We start from the raw sequence: 16,497 nt of genomic DNA, 5'->3' as shown, positions 1-16,497 counted from the left end.
GGTCAGTGCGGCGGCTGCCCGCTCCAGACGCTGCGCGGGCGCCGGGCCGGCGAACAGCGTCGCCGACATTGAGGTCGTCATCATGAGCTCCCTGATCGTTGGGTGATGTGTTCGTCTCAGCAGCTCGACAACACAGCCCCGCGGAATGTGAGGCCGGTGCGCCGCCTCACATTCCGGGGGCCTGCGTTGTCGAACCGGTAAGGGCAGATACGACGAAGGGACCGTCGGCACCATGAGCATCCGATCCGAGCCAGGACACGGCAGGCCCGATCCGGGACTGGACGCGATCATGAGCGAGCGGCGCCAACTGATCAATCTCGCCTACCGGCTCCTGGGTTCCCTGGCCGAGGCCGAGGACGCCGTCCAGGAGACCTACGCCCGCTGGTACGCCATGTCCCCGCAGCAGCAGGACGCCATCGAGAAACCCGGCGCCTGGCTGACGACGGTCGCCGGCCGCATCTGCCTCAACCTGCTCGGCTCGGCACGGGCCCGGCGAGAGACCTACGTGGGCGAATGGATCCCCGAGCCGCTGCCCGAGCATTCGGAGTGGAGCGGTGGGCGGGCGGACGGTGCGACGGTCGATCCGGCCGACCGGGTCACCCTGGACGAGTCGGTCAACTTGGCCTTCCTGGTCGTGCTTGAAGCGATGACCCCGGCCGAACGCGTCGCGTTCATCCTGCACGACGTCTTCTGCCACTCCTTCGCCGAAGTGGCCGAGATCGTCGGCCGTACCCCGGCGGCATGCCGCCGGCTGGCCTCCTCGGCCCGCCGCCGTATCCGGGCCGCTCAGCCTTCCATGACTCCGGCAGCCCAACGCAGGACCGTCGTCAGGGACTTCAAGCAAGCCTGGGAGGCCAAGGACATCGACGCCCTCATCGGCCTGCTCGACCCCGACGCCACGGCGATCGCCGACGGCGGCGGCCTGGCCACCACCTTCCCGCGCCCCATCGAAGGCGGTGAGCAGATCGCGCGCGCCTGGGTGGAGATCGCCCGTCGCAGGCCCGAGGCGATGACGTTCCTGGAGCGTACGGTCAACGGTCAGCCCGGCCTGGTCGCCCAGCAGGACGGCGTCATCGTGACCGTGTACGCCTTCGACATCGCAGGCGACCGGATCACGCACATCTGGGCCGTACGCAACCCCGAGAAGCTCCGGCCGTGGACGGTGGGCCACAGCGTTGGGACCAAATCCGCTCGACCGCACCCTTAGGAACTGTCCGGCCGGTCACGGCAAAGCGGCTGGAGCGGGAACCGAACTGATCCTTCCTTGGTCAGTGTGAGTGAAGTACCTCGGTCGTTGCGGGGGATGTAGGCGGGTCCGCTTGCTCGTTCACTCTGCGGCGCGGTGTTCAGGGGAGGCGCGGGGATGGCTCGCACCGCTCGCGGCCGTCATCGCACTGACGTTGCTGTACCGGTTCGGGATGGATTGGCCGTACCACCCACCCGGAGGCCAGTGCACGGAGGCTATCCGCTCTTCCCGTTCACAGGCAAGACGGCCCGCACTCCGCCGAGTAGCCGCTGCCGGGTCGATCATGTGCGGAGCCGATCGCGACGGACGCCGCGGTGGCGGCGGAACCGCGTGCCTACCCCAACCCGTGTGCCTGCTCCGCTCATGTTGGCCTGCTCAACGTATGGGTAGGGCTAACTGATCATTTGCCGCCCGTGCGGGGCGAATGGGGCCGACCCAGGGCGGGCGCCCAGACACTGTGCTCGGCAACCGCCGCTACGGCCACGACAAGTACCGGCGCCTTGCCTGGGCACTTGACGTGAAGCCGATGATCGGCCGCAGGGGCACCGAGCACGGCTCCGGCCTAGCCGTCCTCACCTCCGGTTGCGCCACCACCTGCTGGCGCCGCCTCGTAGCAGCTCAGCGCCGCCACTCGTAGACGCCTGGCGAGGACTCCAGGACCTCGCTCGGCCACTCCTTGCGCACCAATCCAAGAAGACTCCGCTGTTCGTCGATCCATCCATCCTCAAGACCCATGGGAAGGAAAACCGAGACGCACGAAATGCCCAGATCCTCCACACGGACAGCGACAGACCCATGCTCTTCGTTGTGCGGCTGGATTCTGATCTCGGGACTGTGGTCGTCGTCCCTCCAGCAGATGTCCTGACCGGCAGCGAGCTCGTCCAGCGCCCGCGACCAGTCGTCCAGGTCGGAAGGGATCAGGGACATTGCCAATCGGCCGGTGACGAAGCTGCTCGTGACGAGGACCTCTGCGTCGAGCCGGTCGTGAAGATGTAGCAGGCGCGGTGAGTGACGCCCCAGCACACGCACCCGGAAGCTGTTGTCGCCATCCGACAGCCTGATCAAATCCACTGTTCACCCTCTGCTGCGCCGCCCACATCCGTCAGGGCTCATGGTGGTGAACCGGATCTTCGGGCACAACCAGGTTGCCCCCAGCCTCATTCTGCGAGGAGTTCTCAGGGGTGACGTGAGGAAGGTCGTACTGAGCCACTGTCAGGAGTGCACCACACACCGGATCGGACCCACTCCCGCGAGTCCCTACTCCGCACGCGTCCTGGAATCGGAATCGCCCGAATCCGACCCATGACGCGCCGGTGCGCACACGCGACCTCGCGTCGATAATTGCGCCATGATGCGCATTCGCAAAGCTCGTTCACACGACCCGAACCTGATGCGCCATCAGGAAAGTCAGCATTCACTCAGCATCAGTACCGCGCAGAACCGCCGTTCGCCGACATGAACCGCCAAGATCAACAATTCGCCTCACCTGCTCTGACCTGCAAAAACCCTGCTCATTGGCTCGCCTGCTCATCTCATCTGGAGGTACACATGAGGATGCTGATCAACGTTCCGGAGACCGTGGTCGCCGACGCGCTGCGGGGCATGGCCGCCGCGCATCCCGAGCTCACCGTCGATGTCGAGAACCGTGTCGTGCTGCGGCGGGACGCGCCCGTCGCCGGGAAGGTGGGTCTTGTGTCCGGGGGCGGGTCCGGGCACGAGCCGCTGCACGGGGGGTTCGTGGGGCCCGGGATGCTGTCGGCCGCGTGCCCCGGGGAGGTGTTCACGTCGCCCGTGCCCGATCAGATGGTGCGGGCCGCCGCCGCGGTCGACAGTGGGGCCGGGGTGCTGTTCGTCGTCAAGAACTACACCGGTGACGTGCTCAACTTCGAGATGGCCGCCGAACTCGCCGAGGACGAGGGCATCCAGATCGCCAAGGTGCTCGTCGACGACGACGTGGCGGTGACGGACAGTCTGTACACGGCCGGGCGGCGCGGAACCGGGGCGACGCTCTTCGTGGAGAAGATCGCCGGGGCCGCGGCCGAGGAGGGCGCGCCGCTGGAGCGGGTGGAGTCGGTCGCGCGGCGGGTGAACGAGCGGTCGCGGAGTTTCGGTGTGGCGCTGAGCGCCTGCACCACGCCCGCGAAGGGCAGCCCTACCTTCGAACTTCCCGAGGGTGAGTTGGAGTTGGGGATCGGCATCCACGGGGAGCCGGGGCGTGAGCGGCGGCCGATGATGACCTCGGGCGAGATCGCGGACGTCGCCGTCGATGCCGTACTGGAGGATCTGCGGCCGACCGGTCCGGTCCTGGTCCTGGTGAACGGGATGGGCGGCACGCCGCTGCTCGAACTGTACGGGTTCAACGCCGAGGTACAGCGGGTCCTGGCCGAGCGCGGGGTCCCGGTCGCCCGCACACTGGTGGGCAACTACGTGACCTCGCTGGACATGGCCGGCTGCTCGGTGACGGTCTGCGAGGCCGACGAGGAGTTGTTGCGGCTGTGGGACGCGCCCGTGCAGACGCCCGCTCTGCGCTGGGGCCGGTGAGCGGGGGATGCCCGAAGTGAACGAGTTCGACGCCGCGTTCTTCCGTCGCTGGCTGACCACGGCCGCGGCCGCCGTCGACCGGGAGGCCGGGCACCTGACCGAGCTCGACTCGGCGATCGGCGACGCGGACCACGGCACCAACCTGAAGCGGGGGTTCGCCGCCGTGACGGACCTCCTGGACAAGGAGCCGACCGAGACACCGGGGGCCGTACTCGTCGCCGCTGGGCGGCAGTTGATCTCCACCGTCGGAGGCGCCTCCGGACCGCTGTACGGGACGCTGCTGCGCCGCACCGGCAAGGCGCTCGGGGACGGCACCTCGGTGACGCGGCAGGACCTGGCGGCGGCGCTGGCCGCCGGGGTCGCCGCCGTCGGCCAGCTCGGCGGGGCCCAGGTCGGGGACAAGACGATGCTGGACGCGCTCGTTCCGGCGGCCGAGGCGCTCGGCGACTCCTTCGCCGCCGCCCGGGACGCGGCCGAGGCCGGCGCCCTCGCGACCGTACCGCTCCAGGCGCGCAAGGGCCGGGCGAGCTATCTGGGCGAGCGTTCCATCGGCCACCAGGACCCCGGAGCCACCTCGTCGGCGCTGCTCGTCGCCGCCCTGGCGGAGGTGGCCGCCGCGTGACCGGTCCGGTGGGCATCGTGCTTGTCTCGCACAGCGCGGGCGTGGCCGACGCCGTCGCCGCCTTGGCCCAGGGGCTCGCGGGCGGCGGCCCGACCGCGCCGGTCGCCGCCGCCGGCGGCACCCCCGACGGAGGCCTCGGCACCAGCTCCGAGCGGATCGTCGAGGCGGCGAAGGCGGTCGACCGGGGCGCCGGGGTGGCCCTCCTCGTCGACCTCGGCAGCGCCGTCCTGACCGTCAAGGCGCTTCTCGCCGAGGGGGACGAACTGCCCGTGGGATCACGGCTCGTGGATGCCCCGTTCGTCGAGGGCGCCGTCGCCGCCCTCGTCACCGCGAGCGCGGGCGGGGACCTGGACGCGGTGGTGGCCGCGGCCTCGGAGGCGTACACGTACCGGAAGGAGTGACCGGGGGACGGAAGGCGTGAGCCGGGGACGGAAGGAGTGAACAGAGACGGACGGGGGTGAGCCGGGGACGGAAGGAGTGAACAGAGACGGACGGGGGTGAGCCGGGGGCCGGCAGGGGGGAGCCGGGGACGGAAGGAGTGAGCCGGGGACGCAAGGGGTGAGGCGAGGCGGAAGGGGTGTGCCGGGGGCCCGGGAGGCTCGTCACACACCGTCCCGGGGAGGCGCCGTGTTGTGATGTAGCTGGTCAACCCACTAATGTCACAGCGCCTTGGTGTACGGGAAACCGGTGCGGTACCGGTGCGGCCCTCGCCACTGTGATCGGGAAGTCCGGCTCCATCCCTCCGGGGAAGCCACTGGACCGCCGCGGGAGACCGCGGCGGTGTGGGAAGGCGGAGCCGCGGCGGCATGACCCGTCAGCCAGGAGACCGGCCAAGGTGCGTTGTCCATCCACGAGGTGCTGGAGAGGGTCTCCCAACCATGCATATAGCCGAGGGGTATCTGCCCCCTGTGCACGCGGCCGCCTGGGGCGTCGCGTCCGCTCCCTTCGTCGTCCACGGCGTCCGCGCGCTGACCCGTGAGGTCAAGGCCAACCCCGAGTCCACCCTGCTGCTCGGTGCGTCCGGTGCGTTCACCTTCGTCCTCTCCGCCCTCAAGCTCCCGTCGGTGACGGGCAGTTGCTCGCACCCGACCGGTACGGGCCTGGGCGCCATCCTGTTCCGTCCGCCGGTGATGGCGGTCCTGGGCACGATCACGCTGCTCTTCCAGGCGCTGCTGCTCGCCCACGGCGGGCTCACCACGCTCGGCGCCAACGTGTTCTCGATGGCGATCGTGGGGCCGTGGGCCGGTTTCGGTACGTACTGGCTGCTGCGCCGCTTCGAAGTGCCGCTCATGGTGAGCGTGTTCTTCGGCGCGTTCGTCGCCGACCTGTCGACGTACTGCGTGACCAGCGTCCAGCTCGCGCTGGCCTTCCCCGACCCGGGCAGCGGTGTGCTCGGCGCGCTGGCCAAGTTCGGCGGCATCTTCGCGGTCACGCAGCTGCCGCTCGCCGTCAGCGAGGGGCTGCTCACGGTGCTCGTGATGCGGCTGCTCACGCAGTCCAGCAAGAGCGACCTGACCCGGCTCGGTGTCCTGCTGCCGTCCCGTAAGAAGTCCGATGAGAAGACCGACGCGGCGGAGGCGAGCGCCCGATGAGCCGTAACGCGAAGATCAACACCCTGCTGCTGCTCGTCGTCGCGGCGCTGGCGGTGCTCCCGCTCGCGCTGGGTCTCGGCGACGGCAAGGAGGAGCCGTTCACGGGCGCGGACGGGCAGGCGGAGGCGGCGATCACCGAGATCGACCCGGACTACGAGCCGTGGTTCAGCCCGCTGTACGAGCCGCCGTCCGCCGAGATCGAGTCGGGGCTGTTCTCCCTGCAGGCGGCACTCGGCGCCGGAGTGCTCGCGTACTACTTCGGGCTGCGGCGCGGGCGCAGGCAGGGTGAGGCGCGCGCGGCGGCGAAGCTGTCGCGAGCGGCCACGGGCGACGAGTAGCCGCCGGTGCTGCCGATCGACGCCGCGGCGCACAGCAGTCGCTGGCGCCGCCGACACCCTGCCGAGAAGGCCGTGCTCGGATTCGGTCTGACGCTGTGCGCGGTCTGTCTGCCGCCGTGGCCCGGTGCCGTCCTGGTCGCGGCGGCCACCCTGGGCGTCCTCCTCGGTCCGGCCGGGGTGCCGGGGCGTCAGCTGTGGCGCGCGTTCCGCATCCCGCTGGGCTTCTGTGTGACGGGTGCGGTCCCGCTCCTCTTCGAGGTGGGCGGGGCCCGGGGCCTCGTCGCGCTCGCGGAGAACGGTCCGGTCCACGCGGGTGAGCTGTTGCTGCGGACGTCGTCCGCGTCCTTGGGCGTGCTGCTGTTCGCCTTCACCACACCCGTCTCGGACGTGCTGCCGCGACTGGTGCGGGCCGGGGTGCCGGCGCCGGTGGTGGACGTGGCGCTGGTGATGTACCGGATCAGCTTTCTTCTTTTGGATTCAATATCCAAAATCCGGCAGGCGCAGGCGGCCCGGCTGGGGCTGACCACGCGGGCGGCGGCCTGGCGTTCCCTCGCCGGCCTCGGCGCGACGGCGTTCGTGCGCGCCTTCGACCGGGCGCAGCGCCTGCAGTCGGGCCTCGCCGGGCGGGGTTACGACGGGACGCTGCGGGTCCTTGTGCCGGAGGCCGCGGTCTCGGGCCGCTTCCTCGCCTCGACGGCCGGCCTGCTGGGCGGGCTCGTTGCCCTCACTCTCGTACTGGAAAGGTCCCTGCCGTGAGTCCTGCGCCACCTGTCGTGGAACTGGTGAAGGCCACGTTCGCCTACGAGGACGGGCCGGTCGTCCTCGACGGCATCGACTTCGCCGTGCCGGAGGGCCGGGCGATGGCACTCCTCGGCCGTAACGGCGGCGGCAAGACGACGATGCTGCGGCTGCTGAGCGGGGGCCTGCGCTGCGGGAGCGGCGCGCTCCGGCTGGACGGCGAGGAGGTGTCGTACGACAGGAAGGGACTGACGCTCCTGCGGACGACCGTGCAGCTGGTCGTCCAGGACCCGGACGACCAGCTCTTCGCGGCCTCGGTCGGTCAGGACGTGTCGTTCGGGCCGATGAACCTGGGACTGCCGGAGGAGGAGGTACGGCTCCGGGTGCGCGAGGCGCTGGAGGCGCTGGACATCGTCGCGCTGGAGGACCGGCCGACGCATCTGCTCTCGTACGGGCAGCGGAAGCGGGCTGCGATCGCCGGCGCCGTCGCGATGCGCCCCCGGGTTCTCATCATGGACGAGCCGACGGCCGGTCTCGATCCGCACGGGCAGGAACGGCTCCTTGAGGTCCTTGGCCGGCTGCGGGAGTCGGGTACCACGGTGGTGATGGCCACCCATGACGTCGACCTGGCGCTGCGCTGGGCGGACGAGGCCGCGGTCCTCTCGCCGGAGGGCCTCCGAACGGGCCCGGTCGAGGAGCTGCTCGCCGACGACGCGCTGCTCGACGCGGCCCGGCTTCGCCGCCCGTGGGGCATGGCGGTGACGCGCCTGCTGCGCGCGCACGGGCTGCTCGCCGCGGACAGGGAGGGCCCGCGCACGGCGGAGGACCTGGACGGCTGGGTCACAGCGACCCGAGAGGCTTGACCACCTCACTGGTCACATCGCGGCCCCCGGCGGATCCCAGCCGGGGGCCGTGGTGCGTCATGGCAACGTCGCGCAGATCACCCTCCCACTGTTATGCAACTAGTTGCACAAGCGCCCTCGCCTCGTCTACAACAGTCCTGACGACCCCTGCGCGAGGAGGCGCCCCCATGACCCCGTACCCGCACCTGCTGAGCCCGCTCGACCTCGGGTTCACCACCCTGCCCAACCGGGTGCTCATGGGTTCCATGCACGTGGGCCTGGAGGAGACCGAGAACGGTTTCGCGCGCATGGCCGCCTTCTATGCCGAGCGGGCCCGCGGCGGGGTCGGGCTCATCGTGACCGGCGGCATCGCCCCCAACGAGGCAGGCCGGCCCTGGGACGGCGGCGCCAAGCTGACCACCGACGAGGAGGTGGCCGAGCACCGGCTCATCACCGACGCCGTGCACGGCGAGGGCGGGCGGATCGCGATGCAGATCCTGCACTTCGGCCGGTACGCCTACCACCCCGCGCTCGTCGCCCCGAGCGCCATCCAGGCGCCGATCAGCCCCTTCGTACCCAACGAGCTGACCGACGCCGAGGTCGAGCAGACCGTCGAGGACTACGCCCGCTGCGCCGAGCTCGCCAAGGCCGCCGGGTACGACGGCGTCGAGGTCATGGGCTCCGAGGGCTACCTGATCAACGAGTTCATCGCGGCCGCCACCAACCACCGCACCGACCGCTGGGGCGGCAGCTACGAGAACCGGGTCCGCTTCCCGCTGGAGATCGTCCGCCGGATCCGCGAGCGGGTCGGCGAGGACTTCATCGTCATCTACCGCCTCTCGATGCTGGACCTGGTCCCGGGCGGTTCGACGCTGGAAGAGGTCGTCGCCCTCGCCAAGGAGATCGAGGCCGCCGGCGCGACCATCATCAACACCGGCATCGGCTGGCACGAGGCGCGCATCCCCACGATCGCGACGTCCGTCCCGCGCGGCGCCTACACCTGGGTCACCAAGAAGCTGATGGGCGCGGTGGGCATCCCCCTTGTCACCAGCAACCGCATCAACACCCCCGAGGTCGCCGAGCAGATCCTCGCCGAGGGCCGCGCGGACATCGTGTCCATGGCCCGCCCCTTCCTGGCCGACCCCGACTTCGTGGCCAAGGCCGCCGCGGACCGCGCCGAGACGATCAACACCTGCATCGGCTGCAACCAGGCCTGCCTGGACCACACCTTCAGCCTGAAGATCACCTCCTGCCTGGTGAACCCGCGCGCCTGCCACGAGACCGAACTGGTCCTCTCCCCCACCCGGCTCGTCAAGCGCGTCGCCGTCGTCGGCGCGGGCCCGGCCGGTCTCGCGTTCTCCGTCTCCGCCGCCGAACGCGGCCACTCCGTCACCCTGTTCGACGCGGCGGGCGAGATCGGCGGCCAGCTGAACATCGCCAAGCGCGTGCCGGGCAAGGAGGAGTTCGACGAGACGCTGCGCTACTTCCGCGTCCAGCTCGACGAGCGCGGGGTCGAGGTCCGGCTGAACACCCCGGTCACGGCCGCGGACCTGGACGGCTACGACGAGGTCGTCGTCGCCACCGGAGTCAGCCCGCGCACCCCGGAGATCGAGGGCGTCGACCACCCGAGCGTCGTCAGCTACCTGGACGTCCTGCGCGACGGCGCGCCGGTGGGCGAGCGGGTCGCGATCGTCGGCGCGGGCGGCATCGGCTTCGACGTGGCCGAGTTCCTGACCGACGGCGGCGAGGGCGCGAGCCAGGACCCCAAGACGTACTTCAAGCAGTGGGGTGTCGACACCTCGTACGAGACCCGCGGCGGACTGCGCGCCCCCGAGCGGCCCCGTCCCCCGCGCCAGGTACACCTGCTCCAGCGCAAGACCACCAAGGTCGGCGCGGGCCTCGGCAAGACCACCGGCTGGATCCACCGCGCCGAGATGAAGCACCGCGGCGTCACGATGGTCGCGGGCGCCACGTACGAGCGGATCGACGACGAGGGCCTGCACATCACCATCGACGGCGAGCCGCAGACGGTCCCCGTCGACACGATCGTGCTGTGCACCGGCCAGGAGCCGCGCCGCGGCCTGTACGAGGAGCTGATCGCGGCGGGCCGCACGGCGCACCTCATCGGCGGCGCGGACGTGGCCGCGGAACTGGACGCCAAGCGCGCGATCGACCAGGGCACACGGCTCGCGGCCGCCCTGTGATCGTTCCGTCCCGAATCTAGGATGCGTGCATGTCCCTCCCGCACGCGATCCTCACGGCGCTGCTCGAGAAGCCGTCCTCCGGTCTTGAGCTGACGCGTCGCTTCGACCGGTCGATCGGCTACTTCTGGTCGGCCACGCACCAGCAGATCTATCGCGAGCTGGGCAAGCTGGAGCAGGCGGGGCACATCCGCGCCCTGCCCGCTCCGGTGCCGGCGCGTGGGCAGAAGAAGGAGTACGAGGTGTTGCCGGCGGGCCGCACCGAGCTGGCCGAGTGGGTCGCCCGCAGCGAGGACCCCAAGCCGCTGCGGGCCGCGCTGCTGCTGCGCATGCGGGCGGCGGCGGTCGTCGGGGCGCCGGGCATGCGGGACGAGCTGCGTCGCCATCTGGACCTGCACCAGCGACAGTTGGACGAGTACCTCGCGATCGAGGTACGCGACTTCCCACCCGCGCGCCGCGAGACCGAACCGGACCGACTGCGCCATCTCGTCCTGCGGGGCGGAATCGACCTGGAGCGCTTCTGGGTGGAGTGGCTGACGCACGCGCTGGCCGAGCTGGAGCGCTGAGCGCCTCGCGGTCGTCCGGCTGAGCCCATGAGAAGGCGCCTGACAGGCTCTGCGCGTCGGGCGCCTTCCGTTCGGTCCGCTACCGCGTCAGTGCTTCTTCCGCTTCGCCTGGTCGGCCTTCCTCGTGAGGGGGCGGCCCGGCAATGGGCCGCCCCCGACCCGTTGCCGGGCCGCCCCGCCGTCGGCCGGGGCACCGGATCGTGTCAGCCGGTCACGCCCGCCCCGGCCGGTTCCGGGGGCGGCGTGACGGGCACGGCGGGGAGCGCCCGGGAGACGGCGACCACGCGACGGCCGCCGCGGACCCGGCGGTGTCTGCAGGGCTGGGACCTCGTGTCCTCCCGCAAGTTCTCCACGAGCACCAGGCAGGCAAACGGCATCCCCTACGGTGACGGCCGCCAGTGCCTCACCAGGGGGAAGTTTGACGACCAGGACGAGGCCGAGCGCGGCGGCGGAATGTAGAGGTTCACGGTCTCTCGCCCCATCAGCCTTTGAACGACGCCCAGATGCGGCCGGCCGCTCCGGCGGAGGGTGTCGTGCCGCGGCCGCCCTCCAGGTAGGGCCTCACCTTGTCGGCGAGCATCCGGCCGAACGTCTCGGCGCGCCACTCCTCCGCGAGGTCCGGTTCCGTACGGGCGGCGACGTGGGCGACCGCGTCGCTCGGGCTCCACCGGTCCCCCAGCGTGCGTGCCGCGGCCTTCGCACCGGCCGTGGCGCCGTGACCGGAGTGCCCCTCCTTGAGGTGCCACATCTCGTGCCCGAGGATCACGACCTGGTGCAGCGGCGAGGTGTTCGCCTCCACGGCGATCAGGTGGTGGTCACCCATGTCCAGCCACAGGCCCGTCACGGTGTCCGGCGGGAACTCCTCGAGCATCAGGCGCACTTCACGCCCGCCGCTCTTCGCCGCACTCGCGCAGATCGCCTTCAGCAGCTCCACCGGTTGCTGCGGAAGCGGCTTCCCCAGGCCCGCGAACAGCTCGTCGCGATGCCGCTTCATCCCACGCGAAACCAGCACCTGGTGACCCCCGTTGTTCGTTCCCGACGCACAGCCCCCCGTGCGTCGTTGTTGCGCGTTACCGCTGGTGAGCCGCGTTTTTCAGGTCGCCGCGGTCAGCCGACGCCATGGTGCCCCGCTCCCGGGTCGAGGGCCGCCCGGGCCTCCCTGGCGCGTTCTTCGCGGGAGCGCCGCGCGACGGACTCGATCAGGGCGATCAGGGGTTGGGCGGTGTCGTCCGGTACGTCGACCAGCGCCCGGGCGGCGTAGGCGACGACGCCGAGTTCAGGGTCCACCTCGCTCGCGGGGACCCCGTTCCGCAGACGCTGGAGGTCCTGGTCCTGGCGTTCCACCGTCTGCTCCAGCAGATCCTTGTGGATCTGCTGGAGGACCCGGTCCAGCGCCTCGGCGGGCTCGGCTACCAGGAACTCGATCTTCTCCCCGAAGAACGCGGCGATTCCCGCGGCGTGGTCGAGGTTGGGCGCCCGGCCCGTCTTGATCATCTTGTCGAGCCACTGCGCGCTGGTCCCCACCCCGGCGGCGATCTCCGCGAGCGAGTAGGGCCGCCTGCCGCCGTTCGCGGCCGCCCGCAGCCGGGTCGCGCGCAGGAACACGATCCGTTCGACGACGCGCCGGTGGCGTGCCTCGATCGCGTCCCCACCGGGTCCGGGCCCGTCGAGCGGCTCGCCGCGCAGCAGTGCCTGGACCTCGTCCACCGGCACACCGGAGGCGTACGAGAGCCCGCCCTCGCCCTCCACGCGCAGGACATCGCCGCGGTTCAGCCCCATGCGGTCCAGCAGCGAGTCGATCCGACGCACCGTGCCCACCAGGTCCCGAGCAGGTCCCTCAGTCACACGCACTCCCGGGGTTGTCGAACGAGGCCGCACAAGGCTAGCAATCACCGCTGATCGGCCTCGCGACAGGTCGAGGACGGATCTTTTGTTAATGAGAACCATTTCCATGTAGCGTGCTCGGGAAGCGTGCCCACCGCACGCCCCGACGATGGAGGTCCGTTCCCATGGCCGTACCCAAGCGGAAGATGTCCCGCTCCAACACCCGCCACCGCCGCGCCCAGTGGAAGGCGACCACGCCCCAGCTGGTCCCGATCACGGTCGACGGCGTCGTCTACCGCGTGCCGCAGCGCCTGGCCAAGGCGTACGAGCGCGGCCTGCTGCGCCCGGAGGGCTGAGCGCGATGACGGACACGGCGACGCCCGCCGAGGCCGGCGACTCCCGCCTCCCGGTCACCGTCCTCTCCGGCTTCCTCGGGGCGGGCAAGACGACCCTGCTCAACCATGTCCTGGCCAACCGGGACGGTCTGCGCGTCGCTGTGATCGTCAACGACATGAGCGAGATCAACATCGACGCCGCGCTGGTACGGGGCGGGGACGCCGCGCTCTCCCGGACCGAGGAGCGGCTCGTCGAGATGACCAACGGGTGCATCTGCTGCACCCTGCGCGACGACCTCCTCGAAGAGGTCGACCGGCTGGCCCGCGAGGGCCGATTCGACCATCTCCTGATCGAATCCAGCGGCATCTCGGAGCCGATGCCGGTCGCCGCCACCTTCGCTTTCCCGCGCGACGACGGCGCCACGCTCGGCGATCTCGCCCGGCTCGACACCATGGTCACTGTCGTCGACGCCGCCAACTTCCTGCCGTAGCTCCAGGGCGGCGACGGTCTCGCCGAGCGCGGCCTCGATCAGTACGAGGACGACGAGCGGACCGTCAGCGATCTCCTCATGGACCAGATCGAGTTCGCCGACGTGATCGTCGTCAACAAGCTCGACCTGGTCGACGCCTCGGACGCCGACCGGCTGCGGGCGGCACTGACCCGGCTCAACCCGGCCGCCCGGATCGTCTCGGCCACCCACGGGCGGCTGCGTCCCGCCGAGATCCTCGGCACCGGCCTGTTCGACCTGGAGCGCGCCCAGCAGGCGCCCGGCTGGGTCATGGAGCTCAACGGCGACCACATCCCGGAGACCGAGGAGTACGGCATCTCCTCGACGGTCTTCCGCGCCGAACGCGCCTTCCACCCCGGGCGGTTGTGGCGGTTCCTGACAGACGACGCCGAGGGCATGGACAGCGGGGCGTACGGCCGGGTGCTGCGCTCCAAGGGCTTCTTCCGGCTCGCGGGCCGCGAGCCGGTGACCGGCCTGTGGTCCCAGGCGGGGGCGGTGGCCCGGTTCGAACCCTCGGGTGTCCGTGACGACGAGGCCCAGGGATCGGGCCACGCCCAGGAGTTGGTGTTCATCGGTACTGAGCTGAACGTGGCGGCCCTCCACGCGGCGCTCGACCGTTGCCTGGTCGCCGACGGGGAGACGGGCCCCTGGGAGGACCCGTTCCCCGAATGGGCCGTGCACGGCCTGGAGGACGTGTGCGAGCACGAGAACGAGCACGAGCACGAGCACGCGGCGGCCCAGGCCGTCATCGCCTGACTCACACCCCGGCCGCCGCCTTCCTCCAGGCTGCGTCGCGCAGGAGGCGCAGGCCGTTGAGGCCTACCAGGACCGTGGAGCCCTCGTGGCCGGCCACGCCAAGGGGGAGGGGGAGGTGGGCTGCCAGGTCCCAGATGACGAGGGCTCCGATGCAGGTGCCCGCGATCGCCAGGTTCTGGATCACGAGGCGGCGGGCGCGGCGGGAGAGGGCCACGACCGCGGGGACCGTGGCCAGTTCGTCGTGTACGACGACGGCGTCGGCGGTCTCCAGGGCCAGGTCGGAGCCGGCCCGGCCCATCGCGATGCCGCTGTGGGCGGCGGCCAGGGCGGGGGCGTCGTTGACGCCGTCGCCCACGACCAGGACCCGGGCGCCGGCCCGCTCCCACTCCCGTACGGCGGCGACCTTGTCCTGGGGCAGCAGTCCGGCCCGTACGTCCGTGATGCCGGTCTGCTTGGCGATCCGGCCGGCCGCGCCCGCGTTGTCGCCGGTCAGCAGGGTGGGCGTGGTGCCGGTGAGGCGGGTGAGGGCGGCGACGGCCTCGGGCGCGCCGTCGCGGAGCCGGTCGGCGAGGGTGAGGACGGCGGCGCGGGTGCCGTCGACGAGGACCTCGACGGCGGTGTCGGTGTGCTCACCCCCGGCCCGGCGCACCCGCACCTCCCGGCCCTCGACCACCGCGCGTACCCCGTCGCCCGGCACGGAGGTGAAGTCGCTCGCCTCGGGGATGCGCAGTCCACGCGCGCGTGCCGCGGCCACCACGGCGCGGGCCAGGGGGTGTTCGCTGGGCAGTTCGGCCGCGGCGGCGAGGGCGAGCGCCTCCGGGTCGCCCTCGATGCCGGTGACGCGGGGCGAACCCTCGGTCAGGGTGCCGGTCTTGTCGAGCGCGACCCGGTCGACCGCGCCCAGCCGCTCCATGACCACGGCGGACTTGACGAGCACGCCGTGGCGGCCGGCGGTGGCGATCGCGGAGAGCAGCGGCGGCATGGTGGCGAGGACGACCGCGCAGGGCGAGGCCACGATCATGAAGGTCATGGCGCGCAGCAGCGTGGACGTGAAGTCGGCGCCGAGCGCGAGGGGGATCGCGAAGAGGGCGAGAGTGGCGACGACGACGCCGACGGAGTAGCGCTGTTCGATCTTCTCGATGAAGAGCTGCGTGGGCGCCTTGGTGGCGCCCGCCTCCTCGACGAGGGCGACGATCCGGGCGATGACCGAGTCGGCCGCGTCCTTGTCCACACGTACGCGCAGGGCGCCCGTTCCGTTGAGGGTGCCGGCGAAGACCTCGTCGCCGGGCGTCTTGGGGGCGGGCAGCGACTCCCCGGTGATGCCGGCCTGGTCGACGTCGCTCGCTCCGTCGAGGACGGTTCCGTCGGCGGGCAGCCGCTCCCCCGGCCGTACGAGAACGGTGTCGCCGATCCGCAGGCCGGCGACGTCCACCAGCTCCTCGGAGCCGTCACCCGCGAGCCGTACCGCCTTCGCGGGCGCGAGGTCGAGCAGTCCGCGTACGGAGTCGGCGGTGCGCCGGGTCGCGAGCGCCTCCAGGGCGCCCGAGACGGCGAAGATGACGATCAGCAGGCCACCGTCGAGGTACTGGCCGATCGCCGCGGCGCCGACGGCAGCGACCACCATGAGGAGGTCGACGTCGAGGGACTTCTCCCGCAGCGCCTTGAGGCCCTCCAGGCCGGGCTCCCAGCCGCCGGCGGCGTAGCAGACCGCGTAGAGCGGACCCCAGGCCCAGGCGGGGGCACCGGCCAGGTCGAGCGGCAGGGCGAGGAGGAAGGCGACGGCGGACAGAGCCGCCCAGCGGACCTCGGGCACGTCGGCCAGGCGGGTGCGGCGGGAGGAGGGCGGGGCCGTGTCCGCGGGGGCCGCGGTCCGGGCGTCGAGCACCGGGGAAGCCATGGGGGGACACCTCTTCTGTCGGGGCGTGCGGGGCGGAGGCCCTCCACCATAGCGGAACACATGAAGAGGTCTTCATTCATGAGTTTATCGCCGCCGCTACGATGAGCGCATGGGACACGGAGCGAACGGCGGTACGACCCCGGCAACGCACCTGGACGCGGAGTCCGCGGCCACGATCGCCGCCACGCTCCAGGCCCTCGCGACACCCTCGCGGCTGATGATTCTCACCAAGCTGCGCCAGGGACCCTGCGGAGTGACCGAACTGGCCTCCGCCGTCGAGATGGAGCAGTCCGCCGTCTCCCATCAGCTGCGCCTGCTGCGCGCGCTGGGCCTGGTGACCGGGGTGCGGCAGGGCCGCCGGATCGAGTACAGCCTCTACGACAACCACGTCGCCCAACTCCTCGACGAGGCCGTGTACCACATCGAGCACCTGCGCCTCGGCGCGCGCGATGTGCCCCGCGAGACGGTGGATACTGGTCAGTCGTAGTCC

Annotated in this window: 16 protein-coding genes, 1 pseudogene and 1 riboswitch; of the genes and pseudogenes, 13 read left to right on the top strand and 4 right to left on the bottom strand. The window is 71.3% G+C overall.

The genetic code is table 11. The features are described 5' to 3' along the window. Positions 1-232: 232 nt before the first annotated feature. On the top strand, positions 233-1,207 hold the full coding sequence (gene sigJ / locus ACZ4VI_RS14835; protein WP_467999602.1) for an RNA polymerase sigma factor SigJ: 975 nt from the start codon (positions 233-235) through the stop codon (positions 1,205-1,207). A gap of 657 nt (positions 1,208-1,864) precedes the next feature. On the opposite strand, the gene ACZ4VI_RS14830 is transcribed toward sigJ, so the two are convergent. Then, positions 1,865-2,317: a DUF5959 family protein gene (locus ACZ4VI_RS14830; RefSeq protein WP_467999601.1), complete on the bottom strand. Its 453-nt coding sequence runs from the start codon at positions 2,315-2,317 to the stop codon at positions 1,865-1,867. Between the two features lie 477 nt (positions 2,318-2,794). On the opposite strand from ACZ4VI_RS14830, the gene dhaK reads away from it, so the two are divergent. The 9 genes from dhaK (at position 2,795) to ACZ4VI_RS14785 (ending at position 10,686) form a co-directional block, all read left to right on the top strand. Then, complete coding sequence (gene dhaK / locus ACZ4VI_RS14825; protein WP_467999600.1) at positions 2,795-3,787, top strand: dihydroxyacetone kinase subunit DhaK; 993 nt, start codon at positions 2,795-2,797, stop codon at positions 3,785-3,787. Between the two features lie 7 nt (positions 3,788-3,794). After that, the gene (gene dhaL, locus ACZ4VI_RS14820) at positions 3,795-4,409 is read left to right on the top strand and encodes a dihydroxyacetone kinase subunit DhaL (protein ID WP_467999599.1); all 615 of its coding nucleotides are present in this window, start codon (positions 3,795-3,797) and stop codon (positions 4,407-4,409) included. Then, complete coding sequence (locus ACZ4VI_RS14815) at positions 4,406-4,810, top strand: PTS-dependent dihydroxyacetone kinase phosphotransferase subunit DhaM (RefSeq protein ID WP_467999598.1); 405 nt, start codon at positions 4,406-4,408, stop codon at positions 4,808-4,810. Before dhaL ends, ACZ4VI_RS14815 begins: the two co-directional genes overlap by 4 nt. A gap of 252 nt (positions 4,811-5,062) precedes the next feature. Then, positions 5,063-5,258, top strand: a riboswitch (cobalamin riboswitch). Positions 5,259-5,287: 29 nt separating this feature from the next. Beyond that, the gene (locus ACZ4VI_RS14810) at positions 5,288-6,001 is read left to right on the top strand and encodes an energy-coupling factor ABC transporter permease (protein WP_467999597.1); all 714 of its coding nucleotides are present in this window, start codon (positions 5,288-5,290) and stop codon (positions 5,999-6,001) included. Next, entirely contained in the window at positions 5,998-6,339 is a 342-nt protein-coding gene (locus tag ACZ4VI_RS14805; protein ID WP_467999596.1) for an energy-coupling factor ABC transporter substrate-binding protein, read from the top strand. Before ACZ4VI_RS14810 ends, ACZ4VI_RS14805 begins: the two co-directional genes overlap by 4 nt. Before the next feature lie 6 nt (positions 6,340-6,345). Then, positions 6,346-7,095 carry a cobalt ECF transporter T component CbiQ gene (gene cbiQ / locus ACZ4VI_RS14800; RefSeq protein ID WP_467999595.1) on the top strand — a complete coding sequence of 250 codons (750 nt, stop codon included), beginning with the start codon at positions 6,346-6,348 and terminating at the stop codon, positions 7,093-7,095. Beyond that, the gene (locus ACZ4VI_RS14795; RefSeq protein WP_467999594.1) at positions 7,092-7,940 is read left to right on the top strand and encodes an ATP-binding cassette domain-containing protein; all 849 of its coding nucleotides are present in this window, start codon (positions 7,092-7,094) and stop codon (positions 7,938-7,940) included. The genes cbiQ and ACZ4VI_RS14795 overlap by 4 nt, the downstream gene beginning before the upstream one ends. A 167-nt stretch (positions 7,941-8,107) precedes the next feature. Then, positions 8,108-10,123, top strand: a complete 2,016-nt coding sequence (locus ACZ4VI_RS14790) for an oxidoreductase (RefSeq protein ID WP_467999593.1) — start codon at positions 8,108-8,110, stop codon at positions 10,121-10,123. Between the two features lie 29 nt (positions 10,124-10,152). Continuing rightward, positions 10,153-10,686: a PadR family transcriptional regulator gene (locus ACZ4VI_RS14785; protein WP_467999592.1), complete on the top strand. Its 534-nt coding sequence runs from the start codon at positions 10,153-10,155 to the stop codon at positions 10,684-10,686. Between the two features lie 481 nt (positions 10,687-11,167). On the opposite strand, the gene ACZ4VI_RS14780 is transcribed toward ACZ4VI_RS14785, so the two are convergent. Further along, on the bottom strand, positions 11,168-11,680 hold the full coding sequence (locus ACZ4VI_RS14780; RefSeq protein ID WP_467999591.1) for a toxin-antitoxin system, toxin component: 513 nt from the start codon (positions 11,678-11,680) through the stop codon (positions 11,168-11,170). A 113-nt stretch (positions 11,681-11,793) separates the two neighbouring features. Next, complete coding sequence (locus tag ACZ4VI_RS14775; RefSeq protein WP_467999590.1) at positions 11,794-12,531, bottom strand: hypothetical protein; 738 nt, start codon at positions 12,529-12,531, stop codon at positions 11,794-11,796. Positions 12,532-12,695: 164 nt separating this feature from the next. Between ACZ4VI_RS14775 and rpmF the strand changes: the two genes are divergently transcribed. Continuing rightward, a complete protein-coding gene (rpmF, locus tag ACZ4VI_RS14770) occupies positions 12,696-12,866 on the top strand; it encodes a 50S ribosomal protein L32 (protein ID WP_137991083.1) in 171 nt (56 codons plus the stop codon). 5 nt (positions 12,867-12,871) lie between these two features. Further along, positions 12,872-14,110: pseudogene (locus ACZ4VI_RS14765) on the top strand (GTP-binding protein). Between the two features lies 1 nt (position 14,111). On the opposite strand, the gene ACZ4VI_RS14760 reads toward ACZ4VI_RS14765, so the two are convergent. Further along, positions 14,112-16,007 (bottom strand): heavy metal translocating P-type ATPase, encoded by a 1,896-nt coding sequence (locus tag ACZ4VI_RS14760; RefSeq protein ID WP_467999589.1) that lies wholly within the window; start codon positions 16,005-16,007, stop codon positions 14,112-14,114. A 109-nt stretch (positions 16,008-16,116) separates the two neighbouring features. Between ACZ4VI_RS14760 and ACZ4VI_RS14755 the strand changes: the two genes are divergently transcribed. After that, a complete protein-coding gene (locus ACZ4VI_RS14755; RefSeq protein WP_467999588.1) occupies positions 16,117-16,494 on the top strand; it encodes an ArsR/SmtB family transcription factor in 378 nt (125 codons plus the stop codon). Positions 16,495-16,497 lie beyond the last annotated feature (3 nt).

The sequence above is a fragment of the Streptomyces sp. NPDC029169 genome (assembly GCF_055563935.1).
Note: the sequence above shows the minus strand (reverse complement) of the source record. Positions and strands in the feature narration are given on the sequence as shown.